This is a genomic window from Amycolatopsis roodepoortensis (genome assembly GCF_024628825.1).
GTDB classification, from domain to species: domain Bacteria; phylum Actinomycetota; class Actinomycetes; order Mycobacteriales; family Pseudonocardiaceae; genus Amycolatopsis; species Amycolatopsis roodepoortensis.
Genome location: NZ_CP102415.1, coordinates 7,348,151 through 7,371,073, shown reverse-complemented (window position 1 = coordinate 7,371,073; position 22,923 = coordinate 7,348,151). Strand labels below are relative to the sequence as shown.

General features: G+C 67.1%; 22 protein-coding genes. 12 read left to right on the top strand and 10 right to left on the bottom strand.

The features are described 5' to 3' along the window. Positions 1 to 229 precede the first annotated feature (229 nt). Genes NQK81_RS35465 through NQK81_RS35450 form a run of 4 tightly spaced genes read right to left on the bottom strand, consistent with a single transcriptional unit; the run spans position 230 to position 4,045 of the window. A complete protein-coding gene (locus tag NQK81_RS35465; protein ID WP_257484962.1) occupies positions 230 to 2,485 on the bottom strand; it encodes a heavy metal translocating P-type ATPase in 2,256 nt (751 codons plus the stop codon). 26 nt (positions 2,486 to 2,511) lie between these two features. Next, a complete protein-coding gene (locus NQK81_RS35460) occupies positions 2,512 to 3,471 on the bottom strand; it encodes a DUF8832 domain-containing protein (RefSeq protein ID WP_257484961.1) in 960 nt (319 codons plus the stop codon). A 54-nt stretch (positions 3,472 to 3,525) separates the two neighbouring features. Then, on the bottom strand, positions 3,526 to 3,732 hold the full coding sequence (locus NQK81_RS35455; protein WP_257484960.1) for a heavy-metal-associated domain-containing protein: 207 nt from the start codon (positions 3,730 to 3,732) through the stop codon (positions 3,526 to 3,528). 31 nt (positions 3,733 to 3,763) lie between these two features. Further along, entirely contained in the window at positions 3,764 to 4,045 is a 282-nt protein-coding gene (locus tag NQK81_RS35450) for a metal-sensitive transcriptional regulator (RefSeq protein ID WP_257484959.1), read from the bottom strand. Positions 4,046 to 4,230: 185 nt separating this feature from the next. Here NQK81_RS35450 and NQK81_RS35445 point away from each other — a divergent pair, with 185 nt between their 5' ends. Beyond that, a complete protein-coding gene (locus tag NQK81_RS35445; protein ID WP_257484958.1) occupies positions 4,231 to 4,512 on the top strand; it encodes a metal-sensitive transcriptional regulator in 282 nt (93 codons plus the stop codon). A 51-nt stretch (positions 4,513 to 4,563) separates the two neighbouring features. On the opposite strand, the gene NQK81_RS35440 is transcribed toward NQK81_RS35445, so the two are convergent. The 3 genes from NQK81_RS35440 to NQK81_RS35430 all read right to left on the bottom strand — a co-directional run bounded on the left by NQK81_RS35440 (position 4,564) and on the right by NQK81_RS35430 (position 7,054). Further along, positions 4,564 to 4,782 (bottom strand): CDGSH iron-sulfur domain-containing protein, encoded by a 219-nt coding sequence (locus tag NQK81_RS35440; protein ID WP_257484957.1) that lies wholly within the window; start codon positions 4,780 to 4,782, stop codon positions 4,564 to 4,566. Positions 4,783 to 4,787: 5 nt separating this feature from the next. After that, positions 4,788 to 4,994: a heavy-metal-associated domain-containing protein gene (locus NQK81_RS35435; protein WP_257484956.1), complete on the bottom strand. Its 207-nt coding sequence runs from the start codon at positions 4,992 to 4,994 to the stop codon at positions 4,788 to 4,790. Between the two features lie 686 nt (positions 4,995 to 5,680). Then, positions 5,681 to 7,054 (bottom strand): MFS transporter, encoded by a 1,374-nt coding sequence (locus tag NQK81_RS35430; protein ID WP_257484955.1) that lies wholly within the window; start codon positions 7,052 to 7,054, stop codon positions 5,681 to 5,683. Positions 7,055 to 7,275: 221 nt separating this feature from the next. Here NQK81_RS35430 and NQK81_RS35425 point away from each other — a divergent pair, with 221 nt between their 5' ends. Then, positions 7,276 to 8,055 carry a DUF8832 domain-containing protein gene (locus NQK81_RS35425; protein WP_257484954.1) on the top strand — a complete coding sequence of 260 codons (780 nt, stop codon included), beginning with the start codon at positions 7,276 to 7,278 and terminating at the stop codon, positions 8,053 to 8,055. 562 nt (positions 8,056 to 8,617) lie between these two features. Continuing rightward, positions 8,618 to 9,418 (top strand): DUF2637 domain-containing protein, encoded by an 801-nt coding sequence (locus NQK81_RS35420; RefSeq protein ID WP_257484953.1) that lies wholly within the window; start codon positions 8,618 to 8,620, stop codon positions 9,416 to 9,418. Positions 9,419 to 10,017: 599 nt separating this feature from the next. On the opposite strand, the gene NQK81_RS35415 is transcribed toward NQK81_RS35420, so the two are convergent. Further along, positions 10,018 to 10,713, bottom strand: coding sequence for a TetR/AcrR family transcriptional regulator (locus NQK81_RS35415; RefSeq protein ID WP_257484952.1), 696 nt, complete (start codon positions 10,711 to 10,713; stop codon positions 10,018 to 10,020). 88 nt (positions 10,714 to 10,801) lie between these two features. Between NQK81_RS35415 and NQK81_RS35410 the strand changes: the two genes are divergently transcribed. After that, complete coding sequence (locus NQK81_RS35410) at positions 10,802 to 11,665, top strand: NmrA/HSCARG family protein (RefSeq protein WP_257484951.1); 864 nt, start codon at positions 10,802 to 10,804, stop codon at positions 11,663 to 11,665. A gap of 333 nt (positions 11,666 to 11,998) precedes the next feature. Next, on the top strand, positions 11,999 to 12,784 hold the full coding sequence (locus NQK81_RS35405; RefSeq protein ID WP_257484950.1) for a hypothetical protein: 786 nt from the start codon (positions 11,999 to 12,001) through the stop codon (positions 12,782 to 12,784). A gap of 128 nt (positions 12,785 to 12,912) precedes the next feature. Here NQK81_RS35405 and NQK81_RS35400 read toward each other — a convergent pair whose 3' ends face one another. Continuing rightward, entirely contained in the window at positions 12,913 to 14,151 is a 1,239-nt protein-coding gene (locus tag NQK81_RS35400) for a Shedu immune nuclease family protein (RefSeq protein WP_257484949.1), read from the bottom strand. Positions 14,152 to 14,736: 585 nt separating this feature from the next. Here NQK81_RS35400 and NQK81_RS35395 point away from each other — a divergent pair. The 4 genes from NQK81_RS35395 to NQK81_RS35380 are packed head-to-tail and all read left to right on the top strand — an operon-like array spanning position 14,737 to position 18,248. Then, positions 14,737 to 15,573, top strand: a complete 837-nt coding sequence (locus tag NQK81_RS35395) for a transporter substrate-binding domain-containing protein (RefSeq protein WP_257484948.1) — start codon at positions 14,737 to 14,739, stop codon at positions 15,571 to 15,573. Between the two features lie 34 nt (positions 15,574 to 15,607). After that, complete coding sequence (locus NQK81_RS35390; protein ID WP_192742873.1) at positions 15,608 to 16,252, top strand: amino acid ABC transporter permease; 645 nt, start codon at positions 15,608 to 15,610, stop codon at positions 16,250 to 16,252. Between the two features lie 2 nt (positions 16,253 to 16,254). Beyond that, the gene (locus NQK81_RS35385; RefSeq protein ID WP_257484947.1) at positions 16,255 to 17,061 is read left to right on the top strand and encodes an amino acid ABC transporter ATP-binding protein; all 807 of its coding nucleotides are present in this window, start codon (positions 16,255 to 16,257) and stop codon (positions 17,059 to 17,061) included. Next, a complete protein-coding gene (locus NQK81_RS35380; protein ID WP_257484946.1) occupies positions 17,058 to 18,248 on the top strand; it encodes an aminotransferase class V-fold PLP-dependent enzyme in 1,191 nt (396 codons plus the stop codon). The genes NQK81_RS35385 and NQK81_RS35380 overlap by 4 nt, the downstream gene beginning before the upstream one ends. Before the next feature lie 63 nt (positions 18,249 to 18,311). On the opposite strand, the gene NQK81_RS35375 is transcribed toward NQK81_RS35380, so the two are convergent. After that, complete coding sequence (locus NQK81_RS35375) at positions 18,312 to 19,157, bottom strand: helix-turn-helix domain-containing GNAT family N-acetyltransferase (protein WP_257484945.1); 846 nt, start codon at positions 19,155 to 19,157, stop codon at positions 18,312 to 18,314. 102 nt (positions 19,158 to 19,259) lie between these two features. On the opposite strand from NQK81_RS35375, the gene NQK81_RS35370 reads away from it, so the two are divergent. Genes NQK81_RS35370 through NQK81_RS35360 form a run of 3 tightly spaced genes read left to right on the top strand, consistent with a single transcriptional unit; the run spans position 19,260 to position 22,914 of the window. Further along, positions 19,260 to 20,597, top strand: a complete 1,338-nt coding sequence (locus NQK81_RS35370) for an FAD-dependent oxidoreductase (RefSeq protein ID WP_257484944.1) — start codon at positions 19,260 to 19,262, stop codon at positions 20,595 to 20,597. 5 nt (positions 20,598 to 20,602) lie between these two features. Then, complete coding sequence (locus tag NQK81_RS35365; protein ID WP_257484943.1) at positions 20,603 to 21,829, top strand: MFS transporter; 1,227 nt, start codon at positions 20,603 to 20,605, stop codon at positions 21,827 to 21,829. Further along, a complete protein-coding gene (locus NQK81_RS35360) occupies positions 21,826 to 22,914 on the top strand; it encodes a flavin-containing monooxygenase (protein WP_257484942.1) in 1,089 nt (362 codons plus the stop codon). The genes NQK81_RS35365 and NQK81_RS35360 overlap by 4 nt, the downstream gene beginning before the upstream one ends. Positions 22,915 to 22,923 lie beyond the last annotated feature (9 nt).

Sequence of the window (22,923 nt, the reverse complement as noted above, 5' to 3'; positions counted from 1 at the left end):
ACGCCTACCACCACTGAAATATCCACGTATCGCGCTACGCGTTCTCCCTCGATTCTGGCCCCCTTGTGCTTCCGCACGAGGGGTGGCCTTTGCCGTAGCAGCCTCGTCCCCTCGGCCGAGCGGCATGGCCAGGACCGTCCACTGAGGACAAGAGGATCAGCGCCGCACGACAAAGAGGCGCTCGCGCGGCCCCGAAAGTGCCGTGCGAGCGCCTCGAATCGAACGAGCGTCAGCTCGCCGTGCGACGGAATCCCTTGAGCCGCAGGCTGTTCGTCACCACGAAGACCGAGCTGAACGCCATCGCGGCGCCGGCGATCATCGGGTTGAGCAGCCCCGCCGCGGCCAGTGGCAATGCCGCGACGTTGTAGGCGAAGGCCCAGAACAGGTTGCCCTTGATGGTGCGCAGGGTCCGCCGCGAGAGCCGGATCGCGTCCACCGCCGCCCGCAGGTCGCCGCGGACGAGGGTGAGGTCCGACGCCTCGATGGCGACGTCCGTCCCGGTGCCCATGGCCAGTCCGAGGTCGGCCTGTGCCAGCGCGGCCGCGTCGTTGACGCCGTCACCGACCATCGCGACCACCTTGCCCTCGCCCTGGAGCCGCTTGACGACGTCGACCTTGTCCTTGGGCAGGACCTCCGCGATCACCTCGGTGATCCCCACCTCCGCCGCCACCGCACGGGCCACGGCCTCGTTGTCCCCGGTCAGCAGGACCGGCGTGAGCCCGAGCGCCCGCAGCTGGGTGATGGCCTCGGCGGAAGTCGGCTTGACCGTGTCGGCGACGACGAGGACCGCGCGGGCCTTCCCGTCCCAGCCGACGACGATCGCGGTCCGGCCCGCCTTCTCTTCGGCGGCCTTCGCCTCGGCGAGAGCCTCCGGCAGATGGTGCGCCCATTCCTCCAGCAGCGCGCTGCGTCCGGCCAGCACCGCCTTGCCGTCGACGATCCCTTGCACACCAAGGCCCTCGACGTTCGTGAAGTCATCGACGGCTGGGAGTTCGCCGACCCGATCCCGCGCGCCTGCCACGATGGCCTGCGCGATCGGGTGTTCGGAAGCGTTCTCCAGCGCACCCGCGAGCCTCAACGCCTCGCCGGCATCGACGCCGTCGGCGACGTGGACCTCGACGAGCGCCATCCGTCCGGTGGTGACCGTGCCCGTCTTGTCGAGGACGACCGTGTCGACCGACCGGGTGGACTCCAGCACTTCCGGTCCCTTGATCAGGATACCGAGCTGCGCGCCCCGTCCGGTGCCGACCAGCAACGCGGTCGGGGTGGCCAGGCCGAGGGCGCACGGGCAGGCGATGATCAGCACGGCGACCGCCGCGGTGAACGCCGCCGCGACCGAACCACCGGCTCCGAGCCAGAACATCAAGGTGCCGACGGCGAGCGCGATCACGATCGGCACGAACACGCCCGACACCCGGTCGGCCAGCCGCTGGACCTGCGCCTTGCCGGTCTGTGCGTCTTCGACGAGCTTCGCCATCTGCGCCAGCTGCGTGTCCGCGCCGACCCGGGTCGCACGGACGACGAGCCTGCCGCCCGCGTTGACCGTCGCGCCGACCACGGCGTCACCGGGCCCGACCTCGACCGGGACGCTCTCCCCGGTCAGCATGCTCGCGTCGACGGCGGAACTGCCTTCGGTGATGACGCCGTCGGTGGCGATCTTCTCCCCCGGCCGCACGATGAACAGGTCGCCGACAGTCAGCCGATCGACCGGGACGCGTTCTTCCTTGCCGTTCCGGAGGACGGCGACGTCCTTCGCACCCAGCTCCAGCAGCGCCCGCAGGGCGGCACCGGCCCGGCGCTTGGACCGCGCCTCGAAGTACCGTCCGGCGAGGATGAACGTCGTCACCCCGGCGGCGACCTCGAGGTAGATGTTGCCGTCACCGGCCATCCGCTCCACGGTCAGCTCGAAGGCGTGCGTCATCCCCGGCGTTCCCGCGCTGCCGAACAGCAAGGCGTACAGCGACCACAGGAACGCCGCCAGCGTGCCCATCGAGATCAGCGTGTCCATGGTGGCGGCGCCGTGGCGCAGGTTCGCCCACGCCGCCTTGTGGAACGGCCACGCCGCCCACACCAGCACCGGCGCGGCCAGCGTCAGCGAAATCCATTGCCAGTAGGTGAACTGGAACGCGGGCACCATCGCCAGCAGGATCACCGGCACCGACAGCACCGCCGAACCGATCAGCCGCTGCCGCAACGGCGCGATCGGATCGGCCTCCTCGGCGGGCCCGTCCGCCTGCTCCTGCTTCGGCGGAGCGGGCAGGGCGGCCGCGTATCCGGCCGCCTCCACCTGCTCGATCAGCCGCTGGGGTTCGATGTCCCCGCTGTAGGTGACCTTCGCCTTCTCCGTGGCGTAATTGACCGTGGCGGTGACGCCGTCCAGCTTGTTCAGCTTCTTCTCGATGCGCATCGCGCACGACGCGCAGGTCATCCCGGTGATCGCGAGTTCGACCTCGGCCGTGGTGGCCTGGTCCAGATCGGAAGTCATCGTGGTCACTCCTTTCCGGCTCGCGGTCAGCCGTGTCCGCCGTGGCCGTCGTCGGCCGCCGGGGGTGGGGTCTGGTTCTGGGGCGCCGAAGCAGGTGTGCCGGCGGTGGCGACGGTGAACTCCGCGGTGCGGACCTTGCCTTGGTGCTGGAAGTCGAGGAACAGCCGGTACGTCCCCGCCGAGGGGACTTCGGCGAAGAAGGTCACCGTCGGGCCGGGCTTCGTGCGGCCATCTCCGGGTTCGCCGTCCGGGTGGACGTGCAGATACGCGAGGTCGCCACCGCGCAGCGCCACCAGGTGCCCGTAAGCGCCCAGGTACGGCTGCAGATCGGTCACCTCACGGCCGTCCTTGGTCACCGTCAAGGTCACCTTCGACGACTTGCCCGGTGCCAGGTCGCCGTCCAGGCGGACCTGGTAGCCATCGACGTCCGCGACGCGCGACGGCTGATATTCGGCGGGGGTGAAATCGCCGGCCACCGCGACGTCGGCACCGAGTGTCGTGGCCGAACCGCCCGCCGGCTTGAAATCGGCGAAAACGCGGTAGCTGCCCGCCTGAGGCAGGGCCAGCGGGACACTCCACACGCCGTCGGGCGCGAGTTCGGGATGCACGTGCTGGAAACCGGCGGTGTCACGGCGGACGACGATCAGGTGCATCCGCTTCTCGTGCTCGACGTCGTAAGCGGTGACCGGCGTGCCGCCAGGGCCGAGAATCGTGAAGGAGAAGGGTTGGGTCGTGCCCGCGGTGAGCGTCGTGGTGGTGGGCGTGAGGGTGTAGCCGCCCCTGGACGACGCGAGCCCGCCGGGCTCGTCGGTCGGCGCCGCCTCCGCGACGGTGCCGCTGTGAGCGTCCCCATGCCCGGTGTCCTCGCCACCGGGCAGGCCGGCAGCGCCGGCGAAAGGACCGACAGCGGTGCCTGCGCCCCAGGCGCCACCGGCGACCAGGGCGAGCGCCACACCGTAGGCGGAGAGCTTCGCAACTGTGTTCATCGTGAAGTCCTTAGTGCGGGGGCGATCCCCCGCGATCGGGAGCCGGGCCGCGGATCAGGCGGTCAGCTCGTATCCGGCTTCTTCGACGGCCGCACGGACATCCGCGACCTCGGGTTCCTGCGAGCTGGTCACGGTCACCGCGCCGGTGGGCAGATCCACCCGGACGCCGGTGACACCGTTGATCTTGCCGACCTCTTCGGTGACGGAACGGACGCAGTGGTCGCAGGTCATGCCGGTGACGGTGTAGGTGGTCTCGCTCATCGTGGTTCTCCTCCGATTTCGGTACGTGGTCTCAGGAACGAACCAGGCGGGCGATGACGTCGCTCGCCTCCTGGATCTTTTCGTCGGCCTCGGTGCCACCCTTGGCGATGGCGTCGGAAACGCAGTGCCTGAGGTGTTCGTCCATCAACCCCAGCGACACCGACTGCAACGCCTTCGTGGCCGCGGACACCTGCGTCAGGATGTCGATGCAGTACTTGTCCTCTTCGACCATCTTCTGCAGGCCCCGGATCTGACCCTCGATCCGCCGCAGCCGGGTCACGTATTCGTCCTTGCCTTGCGTGTATCCGTGCATCTCTCGTCCTCCTGGAACCGACTTTACATACCCTAGGGGGGTAGGGCAACTAACATACCCCCGTGACGTATGCCACCCCGTCTTGACCACATCCACCGCTACGAAGCCCCGAAACCCGCCTGCGAGTGCGGCTCCCGGCCGGGCATGATTGGGGCGTACGCGGAATCCCGACTCGAGGAGTGAGCGTGGTCGATCACGGCGACGACAAGGCGAGCCAGCTCAAACGCCTGCGACGCGTCGAGGGGCAGATCCGGGGCCTGCAGAAGATGGTCGAGGAAGACAAGTACTGCATCGACATCCTCACCCAGGTATCCGCGGCCACCCGCGCCCTGCAGTCGTTCTCCCTGGAACTCCTCGAGCGGCACATGGCAGGCTGCGTCGTCGAAGCCGCCGCGAAAGGCGGCGCCGAGGCGGACAGGAAGATCCGCGAAGCCTCCGAAGCGATCGCACGCCTGGTGCGCTCCTGACCCCTTCGACACAGCGAGCGGGCGGGTGACATCACGTCACCCGCCCGCTTCTCATTCCGCCCTGGTCGCCGTGAACCCGGTCCGGACATGGGCGCCGTCACAGAACGGTTTCTTCGCCGAATGCCCGCACCGACACAGCAGCTGGGTGCGTCCGGCCGGTTCGTATTCCCCGCCATCGTGGTCGACCAGCCGAATGGGCCCTTTCACCTGATACGGCCCATTGTTCACGACCTTGACGACGACAGCCGGTTCACCTTCGTTCTCGGCCATCGCCTTCAGCCGACCACCTCGTAGCCCGCCTCTTCGACCGCGGATCGCACCAGTTCCGCGTCGACCGGCCCCTCGCTCACGACGGTCACCTCGCCGGTCGCGATGTCCGCGTCCACCTCGCTGACCCCGGTGACACCGTTCACCGCCGTCGTCACCTTGGTCATGCAGCCCGAGCAGGTCATTCCCTTGACCGTGTACACGGTGGTGTCCATCAGCTCTCACCCTTCGGTTCGACAACTTCGTTCCGCGGCGATCCGATCGCCGTCACGTCACCACGATACATTACCCCCCTAGGGTATTAAAGTAGCTGTCGACTTTGCCCCACAACGAGGATTGACTTCGCTGATTGCGCACCGACGGTGGACAATGCCTCGGTCGCACGGGTTCTCAGGCCATGACGAACTGCCGGATCGAGGAGTTCTGGCAGATCGCGGCCCGCAGCGGTTCACTTCGTCCCACGGAACGAACTCCTGTCCGTCAAGGACGCGTTGCCGCGGCAAGGAACAGCGGACTGGCCACGAACAGGCGTCCGGCCTCGGCCCGTCGAGTTCGGCCGGCGATCCAGGTGTCGGCTCGGCCGCGATCGAGAGCGCCGACAGGACGGGCCGGGTCGGCGAACCGGGTCAGCATCGGCAGCATCGGTCCGTCGGCGAAGATCGCTCCGCACGTCGATCGTGACGTCGGCGAACCCACTGTCCAGCAAGAGATTGCGGTACCGACGAGCGGCCCGCATTGACCACGAACGGGGCCCGTGGGGCGACGTTCACAGAACGTTCTGAAGCGAAGGGGGTGCGTGGAAATGGGGCGCTCGCCTCCCCTGTTTCCACACACCCCTCACTCAAATCACCCAGGCCACCTTTTTGCTTACCCCACAATCCGCGCTACCGGGACGGCAGCCTCAGACAGTGCGGACGCAGGCGCACTGGCCCGCCGCGAGCGTGCCCACCGCGACCTTCGCGGCTTGCCGCGTGGCCATTTCGGTCCCGCCGGAAGCGACAGCCGTCGCGGCGCGACCTCGGGACTCGGCCTTCGTGGCGTCTGGCTGGACCGGCACCGCCGTACGTTCCCCGCTCTCGGCCTTCACCTCGCGCCGCCAGACCGCCAGTGCGGTGACCGCTCCGATCGCCGCGAGGCCCGCCAGCACGGTCCAGGTGGTCGTGAAGCCCGCGTTCGTGGCGACCCAGCCGGCGATGGGATAGGTGACCAGCCAGGCCAGATGGGACAGCGAGAACTGGGCGGCGAAGACCTCGGGAATGCCGGCGGGATCGACCGTCCGGCGAAGCACCCGGCCGGTCGGCGTGATGATCAGCGCCATCCCGCCGCCGATCGCCACCCAGATCACCCCGGTCGGAAGCGTCGCGGCGACGCCCGCCGCGGACATCGTCACCGCCGCGCCTGCCGCGAGCACCAGCACCGCGGCACCGGTGAGCATCACGGACCGGTCCGCCACCCGGTCCAGGACACGCGGGAGGACGACGGCGACCAGCAGCGTCCCCGTACCGGACGCGGCCAGCATCCAGGCTACGTCGGATTGGGTTCCGTCGAGCACGTCGCGGACGTAGTTCACGGTGTTGACGACCACGATGGAGCCGGCCGCGGCGACCACGAGGTTCAGTGCCATGACGCCGCGCAGACTCGGGGTGGCCGCGAACGTGCGGATCCCGGCCATGGCCCGATCCCAGGCGTTCGTGTGCGAGCTGGGGCGCGCGTTGGGGATGCGCGTGGACAGGACCAGCAGCGCGGACACCGCGAACCCGACGGAGGTGCCGAGGAACAGCAGGTTGAACGACATGAAGGTCAGCGCCACAGCCGCGAGCACGGGGCTCAACAGGCTCTCCATGGTGGAGGCCACCTGTGATGCCGACAGGGCGCGGGTGTAGTCGGCCTCCTTGGTCACGATGTCGGGGATGACCGCCTGAAAAGTCGGGGTGAAGGCCGCTGACGCGGTCTGGAGCACCCCGATGAGGACATAGATGTGCCACACCTCGGTGACGAACGGCAGCGCGATCACCACCAGCGCGCGCACCGCGTCGAGGATCGTGAGGAACAAGCGTCTGGGCAGCCGATCGACGTAGGCGGCCGCGAGCGGTGCGACGACGACGTAGGCGACCATCTTGATCGTCAGCGCGGTAGCGAGAACCGCACCGGCACGCGGACCCGCGAGCCCGTACGCGAGCAGCCCCAGCGCGACGGTGGCCAAGCCAGTACCGAACAATGCGATGATCTGCGCGCCGAACAGCCGCCGGTAGTCGCGAATCGCGAACAATCCCATGTCCGCCTCCTTCCAGACAGCTCCCCTAGATACCCCCCACGGGTATCTGATCGCACTTTTATATACAGGCACGGCGTATGAGTCAAGAGATGATCGACGCTCGGCCTCTATACCCCCAGGGGGTAGTGAGGGCTAGAACACATTGATCTCCGGCCGCGTCGGTGGCACTGTTCCTGACATCAGGCAAGACACCCCCTAGGGGTATATGGAAGGGGACAGCGATGAACACGGGAACGCACCACACTCACCACGCACACGGCCACCACGGACACGGCGGTGCGGGAGCCGTCGCCGAGGGGTTGCAGATCGCCAAGGACGGCTACGTCCTCGTTCCGGAAACACTGCGGCTGACGGCCGGGGAGGAGGTCGACTACCGATTCCGGATTCTCGGGAAGGACGGCGCTCCGCTGACCGCCTTCGCCGAGACCCACGAGAAGAAGATCCATCTGATCGTCGCCCGCCGGGACCTCACCGGGTTCTGGCACCTGCACCCCGCCGAGCTGGGCGACGGTGTTTGGACGGTCCGGCTGCACTTGCCGGAGGCGGGCGAGTACCGGGTGTTCGCGGACTTCTGGCCGGACGGGGCGGAAAAGGGACTCACACTCGGCGCGGACCTGGCCGTGGCGGGTGCCTACGAGCCGCGCCCGGTGCCCCAGCCGGCCGACGTGTTCGAGATCGACGGCTACGAGGTCGGCATCAAGGGCGAAGTGCGGCCCGAGGAAACCAGCCAGCTGGTGCTCGCGGTGCACCGCGACGGTGAACCGGTCACGGATCTGCAGCCCTACCTCGGCGCCTACGGGCACCTTGTCACGCTGCGGCTGGGAGACCTCGCATACGTCCACGTCCACCCGGACGGTGCCCCCGGCGACGGCGAAACGCGGCCGGGCCCGGAGATCGCCTTCCAGGCCCACGTTCCCGGCCCGGGAACCTACCGGCTGTTCCTGGACTTCAAACACGAGGACGTGGTCCGCACCGCCCAGTTCACCGTCGTCGCCGAGTAGCCCGGGGGCACGGCAGGTACTGAACCGCACCCGGACACCGACCGCGGGACGAACTACTCGAAGCCGACCTGGCCACAGTGGACGGCAGCGCCGCCCAAGAGCGTCGAGCCGGGCGATAACGCCAACTGGCCGAAGTGGCCCGGCGGCAGGACTCGGTTCCGCGACAAGCGCAAGACGGTGCCTGAACTGTCTCGAAGCGCTTCCGCATCTCCAGCTCGACTTGGCCAAGGCACCTCAGGCCCCGCTCCGCAGCCTCTTCGAGATCACCCAGCTCACCGTCGAGGTGCATGGCGTGGGTGACCACGTGAGCATCACCATCGAACTGCCGGTCGATCAGGTACCGGAAACAGCTGTAACAGCAGAAAGGATCACCGAAGCGGTGACTTCCACCGAAACGCCAAAAAGTCCCGACCGAATCGGTCGAGACTTTTTGGGTGGAAGCTGTACGTACCCCCGACGAGGTACGAGCAGCTTCCACCCAGGCTGATCTAGCCCCTGAGCTGCGACTTTCCGCCACCGTCGATGTTCCACGGCTCGGCCGCCGCCGTTCCGGAGGCCCCGCATGAGCACGCCTCGCCGGGATCTCTCCCTTTGGATCCAATGCGGCTGCACCGCACTGGTCGCCCTCGGCGCCGCATACGCCTCCTACATTCATGGACGCCAGTTCGCGCTCCGCTTCGGCGCCGACACGACGACCGCCTCCATCTGGCCACTCATCGTCGACGGCCTTCTCACCACCGCGACTGTCGAACTCTGGAAACCCAGTCCTGAAGGCTCCAATCGACGAGCTGCGTGGTCCGCGTTCGTCTTCGGCATCTCACTGTCCCTCTGTGCGAACATCGCTTCGGCTCCGGTGACGAGCAGCTTCGGTGTCGCCGTCGCCGCCTGCCCACCGCTCGCCCTGCTACTAGCCGTCGAACTTCTCAACCGCGCCCTCAAACGCCACCGCAGCAAACTCATCGATCCGATGTCCTCCCCTGGGGACTGCTTTCAAGCGAAGACTGAGATCACCGATACCCTCACGTCGGCGCCGGTCAGCCCCCTGCCGACGGCACCAGCTCAGAGAGAACACCTAGCCAAGCCCACTGCCGAACAACTGATGTGGGCCCATTACCAGCGCGAGCACTCCCTGGGCCGAACACCGACCGGCGCCGATCTGGACCGCATAGCCGGAACTCACAACTACGGACGCCGCATCCTCCGAAAATGGCGCCACGAAGGCACACTCCCGCACACCACTCCAGTCGAAGCCGAACCACATCGTCCGCGCGAAACACCCCACAGGGCCCAAACGACGACATCGCACAACCAACGTCCACACGCCGACGCTCCAGAACGAAAACTCGCCGAATCGGCGCGCTGAAGCCCGGCCTACGATCACCAGGGCATGACGACAACCAGACAGAACAAACCCACCAGTATGACCGCAAAGATCAGGTCAGGTCAGGTAGTGCCGTCCGCTCGCAAGTAGCAATGGTCGGGTTTGGCCCCACGAGAACGTGGTCGTCACCTTGCCGGGAGACTGCAGCTCTCGGAAGACGTCGGGTCTGGGTAACCGTCCGGAGCGCCTACCACCCGTTCACCGATGACGTGGACTTCGAAACGCCCGAGGTCGTAGCCTCCAGCTTCCCACGCCATGTCACTTGTCTCGACGCGCCACTCACGCCCGGTGACACGCTCCCGCACCAGCCAGCCCAGCCCGCCCACCTCCTTGACCTGCACGTCACGCGCGCTTGACCACGAACCTAGCACGACAGTAGAACACATGTTCGGATCCGGGTTCGGAAGGGCGGACCAACTGACGAACCCGGGTTGGGTGTGACGACAGGCGATAGTTGTCACTTGCCGGCGCTGATTGACACCAAGAGCGTCGGAGGTGCAGCTGGCTTGTCGATCGGGTTGGCGATGCTCGCGCGGGACGACGAGACCGTGTTCGTGCGGGTTATGACAACGGGGAGCCGGCTACCGCAGCTCGTTCGATCGCTTGGGTGTATCAGCGTGGGTCCAGCGTTCGGAGAGGAGCTCCTTGGCCGGCGGCTTGCCGGGCAGGGGCTCGGCGTGGTCTGCGCGGAGACCGTTCAGGGCGATCGCGATGATCCGTTTGCGTGCGTCGGTGGCCGCGGGGAGCAGATCGTCGCGGCCTTGTCGGCGAAGTTGATCAATCAGTGGTGATCTGCCTAGTTGCTCGACCAGGAGCGTGAGGTCAACGGCGGTGACTTCAGGGCGGAGCGCCCCGGACTCGTGTGCGCGGGCGACCAGCGCGTCCAGGCTCTGGTCGGCCTTGCGGGAGATGGCTCGCATCCGCTCGGTGATCTCGATGGTGCCGGCGATGGGCCCGAGCGAGCCCTGCCCGAACTCCACGCACGCGGAAACGAACTCCGCCAGCCCGGCCCATGGGTCGTCGTGGGCCAACCCCCGGTCGAGCGCCTCGGCCCACTGCTCCACGGCCAGCACGCTCAACTGCTGGAAGAGTTGTTCCTTGGTTGGGTACCTGCGGTAGAGGCTGCCGATGCCGACCCTCGCACGGGCGGCGATCGCGGCGACGGTGGCGTGTGCTCCGTCGGAGGCTAGTACCTCCCGCGCGGCTTCGAGCAGCACCCGGTCGTTGCGCTCGGCCTCCGCCTGCCGCGGGGCGCGCCGCTGACGTGACGTGCTCATGGCCACAGCCTAACCCAATTGCGGAGTGGTTCGCTCCGTTATAGTTTCAATCGGAGCGAATCACTCCGATTGAAGCTGGAAGGGAACCATGAGCAACGGGAAGATCGTTCTTGTCACCGGCGCGACCGGCCACCAGGGCGGCGCCACCGCGCGACACCTGCTCGGTCAAGGTTGGCAGGTGCACGCGTTCGTCCGGGATCCCGCCAAGCCGGCCGCGCGCCGGCTCCGGGACCAAGGTGCCGTCCTCGTCCCGGGAAACCTGGAGGACGCGGACTCACTGCGCACGGCAATGCGTGGCGTGTACGGCGTCTTCAGCGTCCAGGCGCTCGCCTACGAACCGAACACCCTCGCCGCCGAGGTCCGACAGGGCAAGACCGTGGCCGACATGGCCAAGGAGACCGGCGTGAAACACTTGGTCTACAGCTCCGTGGGAGGCGCCGAACGCGAGACCGGTATCGACCACTTCGAGAGCAAGGCCGAGGTCGAACGACACATCGAGAAGCTGGGGCTGCCCGCGACCATCCTGCGCCCGGTGTTCTTCATGGACAACCTGCTCCACTACGCCGACGCCGACGGCGAACGCGTCCTGCGACTGCCAGTGCTCCCTGACCGCCCGATGCAGATGATCGCCTCGGACGACATCGGCCGCATCGCCGCCCATGCCTTCGCCCACCCCAACGACTACCTCGGCGAACGGCTGGAGATCGCCGGCGACGAGCTGTCCTTCGAGCAAGTCGCCGGGATCTACCAACGGATCACCGGAATCCGCACCCGCCTCGACCCACAACCCATCGAGGAGCGCATGTTCGAATGGTTCGCCGACAGCGGCTACCAGGCCAACCTCGCCGACCTCCGCACCCGCTTCCCAGAACTGATCAGGTTCGAAACCTTCCTGTCAGGCAGCCTCGCCGACCGCCGCCTGCCAAACCGCGATCGAGTCGGCGACAACTAACGCCAGCAACCCACGTTTGGTGACAAGAAAGATCGGTATCGAGTGACAGCTACCGCCTGTTCTCTGCGACAGAATCCAAGGCCCATCAACTCGCTGGCGCCAACTATCGTCTGTTGTCACATCGGGTAGCGGGGACGCGGTGCTGGGTTCCCGCTACCCCACCACCGACGATTGCGAGGTCGCCATTGGATCGACGTCCGTGAGCCAGAGCATCTGCAGCTCACCCGCACCCAGCAATGGCGCCCACCAGGCAGCGGCCATCCCAAACGGTGAAGCCAACCTGCTAACTTTCCACCTCAGATACCAGCACCAGACACAGGGTGGCGAGTCGCTATGGCCGAGGACGAGCTGACCAGTCTGGCCGACCACCGCCGGCAGCGCTACGCGGTGCACACCGTGGCGCTGGACGATGGTGCCGTTCCGGGCGCAGCTTCGTTGTTCGACACTGCGTTGACGAATGGGTTGCTGGCAATCGTGGAGGCAGAGTGGCCCGGCGAGACCGCCAACGCACGTGGGTTCACGAAGCCAGCGAGCCAGCTCCTGACGTTGATCCGAGACAAGATCGGTTCGAACCGGTGGATTGTTACCACCCTGCCCGCGATGCCCTTCCCACCCGATGACCGCCCGACGCCGATAGAGGTAGACCTTGCGGTGCTAGAGCAAGCTGTGACCGACACGCAGAGTGTGCGCCACGGCAAAGCCGGCGGGGCCACAACCGTCCCGCTCGACGTGGTACGTGCCTTGCAGGAGCTGGACTTCCACGACGCCCTCAGCGTTCTCAGTGATGCCCGCATCGACCAAGTCGAGCTAGCCGAGGCCACCGCGGCCGCAGTCGAGTACGACCGCGTTGCGACTTACATCGAGCTCATCGGAGATGAGGAGCTTGCCCGACGTGCAGACCAAGCTTCGGACGCGCTGCCGTTCGACCCGAAAGAGCGCCACGACAGCGCCGGGATTGGCCTGTGCCCGATGTGCGGCCACGAAGCCCTGGTCATCTCGCATGTGCTCGAGTACGGCTCCGAGATCGGCACTTGCTTCGCGTGCTCTCATACTGTCACCGAAGCTTCCGTATCCGAAGAGGAATTCAGCGCCATGCTGCGATCGCACGGTCACGAATGATCCCCCGGCCGCAGATCCGGTATCGGTCCTGGAACTGCCGAAGGTCGCGGGATCACCATCAGCATGCGTTACGGCTGAAACCACTGCCTCAAACGCAGCTGACTACCAGACCGGCCGACCGTCGCTTTTCAACTCAAAACACCTTGGCTTGCGTCGTCATCTTCAGCCATGGTGACGTGCCATTCCGCACGGGCGAGGAGCTCGTCAAAGGTCACGACTTCGGGTTCGTGGAGCTGTCGCCGATACAGCTCGAAGGAGCGGATGCGGTCGCGATGATGCCCGCCGTCTTGTCCAAGAAGTTGGTCAAGGCTGCCGATGACCAGGAAAGCCCGGGGTTTGAGCATGTAGGTGAACCCACCTGGCACGTCCGAGCCATCGGGCGCGACGTCTTGGAGGCGTTCACCGATCTCATTCACCGCTCGATGCACCGTGCCCTGCACCTGTGCCACTCCACCGGCCAGCTCGTCGGAGGGCGGCCAGCACCCCGACCTGTACTCGCTGGCGGCCAACAATGCGGTGCGATGGGTCTTGATCTCGGCGAACACCATCGACTTGATCCGGCCGGACGTACGGAGCAGCGCGTCGGCCCGCTTGCCCACGCTGACGACCGATGCGCCGGCGACGACCTGTTCCAGCTTCTGGTCACTCCATGACGTGAGCAACTGGCTGGTGAGCGGCACTCCGAGTATCCACGGGTTGTCCTCGAAGAACCTTTGCCACACCGCCTCCCGCCGCCTCCCGGGTGTCTGCTCGACCTCGGCGTCGAAATAAGCGTCATCACTCAGCAGGCGCCGGAACTTCTGCAGCTGACCGCGGCGATGCGTCAATGCGATCACATCGCGTGCCGACTCATCGTCGGAGATCAACTGCCGCAGCCGCGACGGGTCTTCACGATAGACTCTCGCCAACGACTCCGGATTGGCGAACAGCTCCCGCACCAGGGAGTCATCAACCCGTACGGTCTGCTCGCCGTCGACCGGAATGCACTCAAGGGTGCGTAGCAACTCCACCAGCCGTCCCGCTTCCGGCTGCCTCAGGTTCAGCCTCGTCTCCACCTTTCCCTGACCTTTGGCCGGTACCCGCTGCACCCAGAGCTCACGGACGTTGCCCGCTTCCCGCGCGATCAGCAGCTTGACTTGGTACCGGCCGGCCGGAGACTCGGAGACCAGCCACTGCTCTCCAGCAAGTTCCGCGGTTGTCTCCGCCTCGGGATCGAACACCTTGTACACGAACCGGGCGGGTTGGCCGTTGTCTGCGGAGTTCGGCCGCAAGATCGGGAAGCTGGCCGACGCGTAGGTCCTACTGGGAAGCCTGCCCTGCGCGTATGTCGTCGCGTCGACGCCTTCGCCCCATGGGTCTCCATTCACGGTTCACACCCCGCTCCCTGCCCGGTCTCGAGTGACCTCTGGCGACCGCTAGACCGTCGCCCTCAGTGGTCGGCGGCCCACTACCCGCCGTTACGGCGGTTACCACACCGAGACCGAATAGCCGACAGCGGAGACCGGAGCTGCCACCGTCCGTGACGCGGCGAACAAGGGCCGTCACAGCCTTCGCTGCCGACCACACGGTCTCAGTCGAGTTACGAACTTGGATAGTAGCCACCCTTGTGTCGCAACCGGACACGACAGCCGTTCCTCAGCGCAGGGCTTACCACGATTCCCCCCGGCAGCAGCATAAATCAGCTTCCGAAAGTCCTACTAAGACACTTCGTTGCCCAGTGATCGATCGGGTTTCCTTCGGTAGCTTGGCTTGTTGCGAGGAGGTTACTTAGCCGTGCGCTTACCCATGCCGTGTTGACCTATACCCTATGGGGGCATACAGTCCCACTCACTCGAGTGACGCGTAAGTGCACCACCACAGGGCCGCGCTTGACGCTCGGCGGCATCTCCGGACGCTGCCGGACGGCACGCCGTGCGGCAGCGCCGCAGGCCCTCGTTCGTGAGGGAGACGCTATGCGAAAGTCACCAATCCACCTATCCCGAAGGACGTTCCTGTCCGCCGCCATCATCGCTTCGGTCGGCTCCGCGGCGGCGTGTTCAAGTACTGCGTCTGGCGACGTACTCCAAAAGCTGCGAAGCGGTGGCAAGATCCGGGTCGCACACACACAGGCGAATCCACCATGGAACTTCGTCGACGGATCGGGTGCCCCGGCGGGGTACGACGTCGACGTGGCGCACGACTTGGCTCGGCGACTAGGCGCCAGTGGCGTCGAGTTCGTGCAAGCCAGCTTTCAGACCTTCATCGAGGGTGTGAAGGCCGACCGGTTCGACATGGTCATCTCCGGGCAGACCATCACCGCCGAACGCAAACAGCAAGTCGACTTCTCGCGTCCCTACGCGGTCAACGGCATCTCGATCTTCGTCGCCGCCGGGAACACTTCGATCAGTTCACTTGCCGACCTGACGGGGAAAGCGGTCGCGGTGTCGGCGGGAACCACCCAGCACAAGTACGCCACGGAGAAGATCCAGGACGTACGCGTGAAGACCTACGACAACGCCACGCTCGGCCTCACGGACCTGTCCCGCGGCAACGCCGACGCCATGCTGGTCTCCCGCTTCCAGGGTGTCTACCTGGCGGGCAAGAACGGTCTGAACGTCCAGCCGGTCGGCCCTCTGCTCGAAAGCGAGGTCAACGGGATGTCCTTCCGGAAGGATTCCGCGGCCCTGAAGCAGGCTGTCGACAAGGTGATCGACGAGATGATCGCGGATGGGACGCTCACGCGGTTTTCCCAGCAGTGGCTGGGCGGTTTGGACATGGCGACCGAACTGAAGGCGCTGCCCGCAGGCTGAGGAGTTCGTCAACACGTGTGGTGAGGAGGAAATCGTGGACCTGCTGGCCGGCGCGTTCCCGATGTTGTTGCAGGGGCTGGGTGTCACTGTCCTGCTCGGCGTGGCATCTTTCGTTTTCGGATCCATTCTTGGCGCTCTGATCGCTCTCGCCCGGATTTCCGGTTTCCGGGCTCTAAGGGCTGTGGCGATCTCCTACGTCTCGGTGTTCAGGGGAACTCCTCTGCTGATCCAGATCATGTTGCTCTACTTCGGACTTCCGCAGCTCGGGATCCAGTTGGCACCGATCCCCTCCGCGATCCTGGCATTGACGTTGTTCTCCGCTGCCTACCTGAGTGAGAACTTCCGCGGCGGGATCCTTGGTGTCGACAAGGGACAGTGGGAAGCGTCGTCGTCGATCGGCATGCCGTACTGGCGGACGTTCCGGCGGATCGTCTTCCCACAGGCGATCAGGATCGCGACCCCTGCCGTGGGTAGCCGGTTCATCGCACTGATGAAGGACACGTCACTGGCATCCGCGGTCACCGTGGTCGAGCTGACGCGGGTCGCGGAAAGCGTAGGCAACGCCAGTTTCCGCTACATGGAAGCATTTCTGGTCGCGGCCTTGATGTACTGGATGATCAACACGGTGTTGTCCATCGGGCAGGGGATGCTCGAAAGGCGGCTGGGAAGGGCGTATTGAGCATGAGCGACTTCACGATCGAACTGACGGGCATCCGGAAGAGCTTCGGCGAACTCGACGTACTGCGCGACGTGAATCTCACCGTCGAACGAGGTGAGGTGATCGTGCTGATGGGCCCGTCCGGCTCGGGCAAGACCACACTGGTGCGGTGTATGAATCTCTTGGAGGAGCCCGATGCAGGCCACATACGGATCTGCGGATGCGAGTTCGAGTGCGGAACGCGCCGTGACCGGGGACGCAAGCGGCTGGAGCAACGGGCTCGCACGCACGCGGGGATGGTGTTCCAGCAGTTCAATCTCTTCCCGCACATGACGGCGCTGGGCAACGTGATCGAGGGGCCACGGCAGGTGCGGAAATTGTCCGAGGCTCAAGCGAAAGAACTAGGGGAAAGACTTCTGGATCGCGTGGGGCTGGCGGACAAGAGCGGCGAGTACCCGTCGCGACTTTCCGGCGGGCAGAAGCAGCGCGTCGCGATCGCCCGCGCGCTGGCCATGGAACCGGAGGTCGTGCTTTTCGACGAGCCTACCTCCGCGCTCGACCCGGAACTCCACGCCGAGGTCCTGGACGTCATCCAGAGCCTGGCTCGCGAGGGCATGACGATGGTGATTGTGACCCATGAGACGCATTTCGCACGGGAGGTCGCCGACCGGATCGTGTTCATGGACGGCGGGGTGATCGTCGAGGAGGCCACTCCGGACGTGTTCTTCACGCGACCGTTGCAGGAGCGAGCCAGGTCGTTCCTCCGTCTCGTTGATCATTCGGCAGTGATTTCGGCTCCGGCACCACGTCGCGGGGAGGAGGCGGTATGACGCGGGAAACGTTCGACGTGGAGTTGGCCCGCAAGGAGACACCGGGCTGCACTTCGGTGATCCACCTCAATAACGCGGGGTCATCGCTGATGCCCCAGCCCGTGCTTGACGTCGTGATCGATCATCTCCGCCTCGAATCCCGCATCGGTGGTTACGAGGCCGCGGCGGAGGCGGCCGACGACGTAAGCGGGGTGTACACGTCGGCCGCCCGCCTGCTCGGCTGCACGCCGCCGGAGCTCGCGGTCCTCGACAGCGCCACTCGCGCGTGGGACCTCGCGTTCTACTCGATCCCGTTCCAGCGTGGTGACCGGATCCTGACCAGCGAGGCCGAGTACGCCAGCAATTTCATCGCCTACCTGCAGGTGGCGCAACGGCACGGCGTTCAGGTGGAGGTCGTACCGAATGACGAGTCGGGACAGCTGTCCGTGACGCGCCTTCGCGAGCTGATGGACGACAGAGTCCGGCTCGTGTCGTTGACCCACGTGCCGACCAACGGCGGCCTGGTGAACCCGGCGGCCGAGGTCGGCAGGGTGACGCGCGAGGCCGGGGTCCTGTATCTGCTCGACGCGTGCCAGTCGGCGGGGCAGATGCCGCTCGACGTCGACATCCTCGGCTGCGACATGCTGTCCTTGACCGGGCGGAAGTACCTCCGCGGCCCGCGCGGTACCGGTCTGCTGTACGTCCGAGCCGACCGGCTCGACGAGCTGTGCCCTCCGATGCTCGACCTGCACGCCGCGACCTGGGTGACCCGCGGCGGCTACGAAGTCCGCCCAGGGGCACGGCGGTTCGAGTCGTGGGAGTGCAACTACGCGGCGAAGATCGGGCTCGGTGCCGCGATCGATTACGCCCTCGGCTGGGGGCTCACGAGCATTCGTGACCGGGTCTACCACTTGGCGGAAGAGCTGCGTGACCGCCTCGGCGCCATCCGCGGGATCGAGGTCAGGGACGTCGGCTCGGAGCGGTGCGGCATCACGTCCTTCACCGCGGACGGCCTGTCCGGCGAGGAGATCAAGGCGTTCATGGCGAGGCGGGGCATCAACGTGAGCATCTCGCGAGTGGCGTCGACACGCTGGGACATGGAGACGCGGGGGCTGGACGAAGTCGTCCGCGCGTCAGTCCACTACTACAACACGATCGAGGAGATCGACCAGTTCTGCCGGATACTCGCGGAAGCAGCTGACACCTGACATGTGACTCCGCTTCGACCTTGATCCAGCATGTGCCGTACCTATAGGGCGTGGATCCCGTGGCTAGTTGACAGGGCTGCGGCGTTCGAGGAAAACGGTGTCGTGCCAGACGCCGTCGCGCTGGGCGACGCGTTCGCGGATGCCGACGGTGCGATAACCGGCACTGTGGTGCAGGGCGATGCTGGCGCGGTTGTCGGTGAAGATCGAGGTCTGCAGGGTCCAGAGCCCGGCCGCGTCGGCCTCGGTGACTTGCTTGAAGAGCAAGGCTTTCCCGACCCCGTGACCGCGGTGGCTTTCGCCGACGTAGACCGACGTCTCGGCGACTCCCTGGTAACACTCTCGCTCCGAGACGGGAGTGACGGCGGTCCAGCCGGCGACCTCGCCGTCGGTCTCGGCGACCCACCGATGCCCGGGTAGCCATTTGGCATCGAGCGCTTTACGGCTGGGCACCTCGGTCTCGAAGGTGGCGAGCCCGGTTGCGATGCCTTCGCCGTAGATCCGGCGGACCGCGGTCCAATCGCCCGGTTCCAGGGCGCGGACGGAGACGTCGTCGGGCACGTTGTCCGGGCAGCATGGCCGCGGCGCGAGCATGCCCATGACGGCGTCGGCCGCGTGCGGGAGGCCACTGCAGCAGGCCTGATTAATCGTCACGACCGTAGCCGTGCCCTCTTTCCGCAAGTGGACGAAACCGACATCGGCCAGTTTTCGCACGTGATGCGAGCACGTGGACTGGCTGGTGCCGAGGATCTCCGTCAGCGCGCCCACGGTCAGGCCGCGGGGAGAGGTCGCGACGGCGTGCAGCAGTTTCACCCGCATCGGCTCGGCCAGGCAGGCGAACCACCCGGCGTACGTCGCGGCTTCGCGTTCGGGCAGGAGACCGGCGAGTGGCACGGGAACGACCGTCGTCATGCCACCCAGTATCGGCGAGAATCGATGGTTGCGTCAATCGACTCCCGTCGATACAGTCCCTCGCATCGCTTCAATCGAGATGGATCGATGAAAGGTATGGGGATGAACGAGCTGCCCGTCGTGGTGATCGGGGCCGGGCCGGTGGGGCTGGCGGCCGCCGCCGAGCTGGTGGAGCGGGGTTTCGAGTCGCTGGTTCTGGAGCGTGGTGCGCAAGCGGGTTCGGACGTGGCGGCGTGGCATCACGTGCGGTTGTTCTCGCCGTGGTCCGAACTCGTCGCCCCCGCGGCCGGGCGGCTGCTGGAGACGAGCGGTTGGGTCCGGCCGGACGGCGAGGCGTACCCGACGGGCTCGGACTGGGCAGGGCTGTATCTGCGTCCGCTGGCGGCGGCGCTCGGTGACCGGGTCCGCTTCGGCGCCGAGGTGATCGGCGTCGCCCGCCGGGGACGGGACCGGGTCGTGGACAGCGGCCGTGACGACGAGCCGTTCACCGTGCACGTCCGCGCCGCCGACGGCGCGGAGGAGCGGATCGCGGCTCGGGCCGTGATCGACGCGTCCGGCACGTGGTCGACGCCCAACCCGCTCGGCGGTGAAGGTCTCCCCGCTGTCGGTGAGCGTGCGGCGGCGGAGCGGATCGCTTACCGGGTCCCGAATCTGGGCGACGAAGCGGTGCGGGCGCGGTATGCGGGCAAGCACGTGGTGGTTGCCGGGAGCGGGCATTCGGCGCTGACCGCGCTGGTCGCCTTGTCCGGCCTCGCGAAGGACGGCACGCGGATCAGCTGGGTGTTGCGCCGCGGCGCGGTCGGCGACACCTTCGGCGGCGGCGAGGCCGATCAGCTTCCCGCGCGGGGCGCTCTCGGCCTGCGCGCCCGGGAAGCGGTGGACTCCGGACTGATCACGGTGGTGACCGGGTTCCGCACCGAGGTGGTCGAACGCGACACCGAGGGACGGCTGGCCCTGATCTCCGCCGGCGGGCAGCGGATCGAGCAAGTCGACGAGGTCGTGACCTTGTCCGGTTTCCGTCCCGACCTGACCTGGCTGTCGGAGATCCGGCTGGAGCTGGACTCGACACTGCAGGCGCCGGGCGCGCTCGCGCCGCTGATCGACCCGAACGTCCACTCGTGCGGAACCGTGTATCCCCACGGTGCCAAGGAACTCGCTCATCCAGAGAAGGACTTCTACCTGGCCGGGATGAAGAGCTACGGCCGGGCACCGACCTTCCTGGCGATGACCGGGTACGAGCAGGTTCGCAGCATCGCCGCCCAGCTCGCCGGTGACCATGAAGCCGCAGCACGGGTCGAACTGCGCATGGCCGAGACAGGAGTCTGCGGCGGTGCCGGATTGTTCGACGAACCGGCCGACGCACCGGCCACCGGCGGCTGCTGCGCGACACCGGAGCCGGAAATCCTAACGCTGTCCGCGCCCTCAGCCGCGGCGCGCTGACCGCTATGCCGATCGCGACCGCCGCGGCGTCGCCCGGGTTGACCACGTCCGGGTTACGCCGCGTGCTGGCCGTTCTCTGCGTCACCGAGATCACCAGCTGGGGCATCCTCTTCTACGCCTTCCCTGTGCTGGCACCGGAAATCAGCCAGACCACGGGCTGGTCGGCCACGTGGGTGGTCGCGGCCTTCTCGGCCGGGCAGGTCGTCGCCGCGTTGGCCGGCATCCCGGTCGGGCGGTGGCTCGACGCCCGGGGTCCCCGCTCGGTGATGACAGCCGGATCGGTCGTGGCGATCCCGGCGGTGGTGGCCGTCGCACTGGCGCAGAACCTGCTGTGGTTCACCGCGGCGTGGCTGCTGGCCGGGGTCGCGATGGGCGCGGTCCTGTACCCGCCCGCGTTCGCCGCCCTGACCCGCTGGTACGGGCAGCGGCGCGTGTTCGCCCTGACCGTGCTCACCCTGGCCGCGGGATTGGCGAGCACGGTTTTCGCGCCACTGACCGCGCTGCTCACCACGCACCTGCAGTGGCGGGACACCTACCTGGTCCTCGCCGCCGTGCTGGCCGTCGTCACCATCCCGGCACACCTGTGGGGCCTACGGGGCCCGTGGCCGCCCGCCGAGCCGCCGCCCGGCACCCATCCGGAGCACACCGATCCCGCGCGGATCACCCGGGGAATGCCGTTCCGGGGCTTGGTGATCGCGTTCAGCCTGGCGGCATTCGCCGTCTACGCCGGAGTGATCAACCTCGTACCACTGCTCGCCGAACGCGGCATCAGCGGCACGACAGCGGCGATCGCGCTCGGTCTCGGCGGCGCCGGCCAGGTCTTGGGACGGCTCGGCTACACCACACTCACCCGGCTGACCACGGTACGAGTCCGGACCGCGATCGTGTTCCTCGCCGCCGCCGCGACCACGGCCGTGCTCGGTCTGCTCACCACCACGGCCGGGCTGATCGTCGCCGCGGTCGTGGCCGGGATGGCGCGCGGGGTGTTCACGCTCCTGCAGGCCACCGCGGTGGCCGACCGCTGGGGCGCCACCCACTACGGACGCCTCAACGCGCTGCTGCAAGCACCGCTGATCATCACTGTCGCCCTCGCCCCCTGGGCCGGGGCGGCGATCGCGAGCGGCCTCGGCGGCTACTCGCCGACCTTCCTCGTGCTCGCCGCGGTCACCGTGGCCGCCGCGGTCCTCACTCTCGCGAGCACACCCCGACTTCTTCCTGGGAGAACCTCATGAACGACCACGACGCGCTCATCGTCGGCGGCGGCCAGGCCGGTCTCGCCGCCGCCCACGCCCTGCGCACCCGGGGCCTGCGCCCGGTGATCCTCGAGGCGGGTGCCGAGCCGGTCGGCTCCTGGCCCCGCTACTACGACTCGCTGACCCTCTTCTCACCCGCCCGCTACAGCAGCCTCCCCGGTCTGGCCTTCCCCGGCGACCCCGAGCGCTACCCGCGCCGCGACGAGGTTGTGGACTACCTCCGCCGCTACGCCTCGTGTCTGGACACCGACATCCGCACCGGCCACCACGTCGAGACCGTTACCCACGACGACGGCGTCTTCACCGTGCACGCCGCCGGCGAGCCCGCCCTCACCGCACCGATCCTTATCGCCGCGTCCGGCGGATTCTCCCGGCCATACCTTCCAGCACTGCCCGGCCTGGACACCTTCACCGGGGCTCTCCTGCACAGCAGCGAGTACCGCAGCCCGGAATCCTTCGCCGGGCAGCGCGTGGTCGTCGTCGGCGCGGGCAACTCCGCCGTCCAGATCGCCACCGAACTCGCCGCTCACGCCCGCGTCACTCTCGCCACCCGGGCACCGGTGAAATTCGCGCCGCAGCGTCCGTTTGGGAAGGACGTGCATTTCTGGTCCGCCGCCGTCGGGTTCGACCACCTGCCGATCGGGCATCTGCTGAAGAAACCCCTCACCTCACCGGTCAACGACCCCGGCATCTACAAAACCGCGATCCGCCAAGGACGACCGGACCAACGCCGCATGTTCACCACCGTCGACGGCGGCACCGTGGTATGGCCGGACGGGACACGCCAACACGTCGACACCATCCTGCTCGCCACCGGCTTCCGCCCTGGACTGTCATACCTGGAGGGACTCGGCGCGCTTGCACCCGATGACCGGCCGCTGCACGACCGCGGCCTGTCCACCACCCACCCCGGGCTGGCCTACGTCGGCCTGGAATGGCAACGCAGCTTCGCCTCCGCCACCCTGCGCGGCGTCGGCCGCGACGCCCACTACGCGACCAAACGTCTTCTGCCCACCGGCTCCTCGCCGCGGGCGAAGTGCTGCCAGTCCGCATCGGCGCGGTGACACCTCTGG

Coding starts and splice junctions, on each gene's coding strand:
- NQK81_RS35425 (WP_257484954.1), top strand. CDS start 7,276: ATGAACACGGGAACGCACCACACTCACCACGCACACGGCCACCACGGA.
- NQK81_RS35430 (WP_257484955.1), bottom strand. CDS start 7,054: ATGGGATTGTTCGCGATTCGCGACTACCGGCGGCTGTTCGGCGCGCAG.
- NQK81_RS35405 (WP_257484950.1), top strand. CDS start 11,999: ATGGCCGAGGACGAGCTGACCAGTCTGGCCGACCACCGCCGGCAGCGC.
- NQK81_RS35365 (WP_257484943.1), top strand. CDS start 20,603: ATGCCGATCGCGACCGCCGCGGCGTCGCCCGGGTTGACCACGTCCGGG.
- NQK81_RS35415 (WP_257484952.1), bottom strand. CDS start 10,713: ATGAGCACGTCACGTCAGCGGCGCGCCCCGCGGCAGGCGGAGGCCGAG.
- NQK81_RS35360 (WP_257484942.1), top strand. CDS start 21,826: ATGAACGACCACGACGCGCTCATCGTCGGCGGCGGCCAGGCCGGTCTC.
- NQK81_RS35455 (WP_257484960.1), bottom strand. CDS start 3,732: ATGAGCGAGACCACCTACACCGTCACCGGCATGACCTGCGACCACTGC.
- NQK81_RS35435 (WP_257484956.1), bottom strand. CDS start 4,994: ATGGACACCACCGTGTACACGGTCAAGGGAATGACCTGCTCGGGCTGC.
- NQK81_RS35450 (WP_257484959.1), bottom strand. CDS start 4,045: ATGCACGGATACACGCAAGGCAAGGACGAATACGTGACCCGGCTGCGG.
- NQK81_RS35380 (WP_257484946.1), top strand. CDS start 17,058: ATGACGCGGGAAACGTTCGACGTGGAGTTGGCCCGCAAGGAGACACCG.
- NQK81_RS35465 (WP_257484962.1), bottom strand. CDS start 2,485: ATGACTTCCGATCTGGACCAGGCCACCACGGCCGAGGTCGAACTCGCG.
- NQK81_RS35375 (WP_257484945.1), bottom strand. CDS start 19,157: ATGACGACGGTCGTTCCCGTGCCACTCGCCGGTCTCCTGCCCGAACGC.
- NQK81_RS35385 (WP_257484947.1), top strand. CDS start 16,255: ATGAGCGACTTCACGATCGAACTGACGGGCATCCGGAAGAGCTTCGGC.
- NQK81_RS35395 (WP_257484948.1), top strand. CDS start 14,737: ATGCGAAAGTCACCAATCCACCTATCCCGAAGGACGTTCCTGTCCGCC.
- NQK81_RS35460 (WP_257484961.1), bottom strand. CDS start 3,471: ATGAACACAGTTGCGAAGCTCTCCGCCTACGGTGTGGCGCTCGCCCTG.
- NQK81_RS35440 (WP_257484957.1), bottom strand. CDS start 4,782: ATGGCCGAGAACGAAGGTGAACCGGCTGTCGTCGTCAAGGTCGTGAAC.
- NQK81_RS35410 (WP_257484951.1), top strand. CDS start 10,802: ATGAGCAACGGGAAGATCGTTCTTGTCACCGGCGCGACCGGCCACCAG.
- NQK81_RS35420 (WP_257484953.1), top strand. CDS start 8,618: ATGAGCACGCCTCGCCGGGATCTCTCCCTTTGGATCCAATGCGGCTGC.
- NQK81_RS35370 (WP_257484944.1), top strand. CDS start 19,260: ATGAACGAGCTGCCCGTCGTGGTGATCGGGGCCGGGCCGGTGGGGCTG.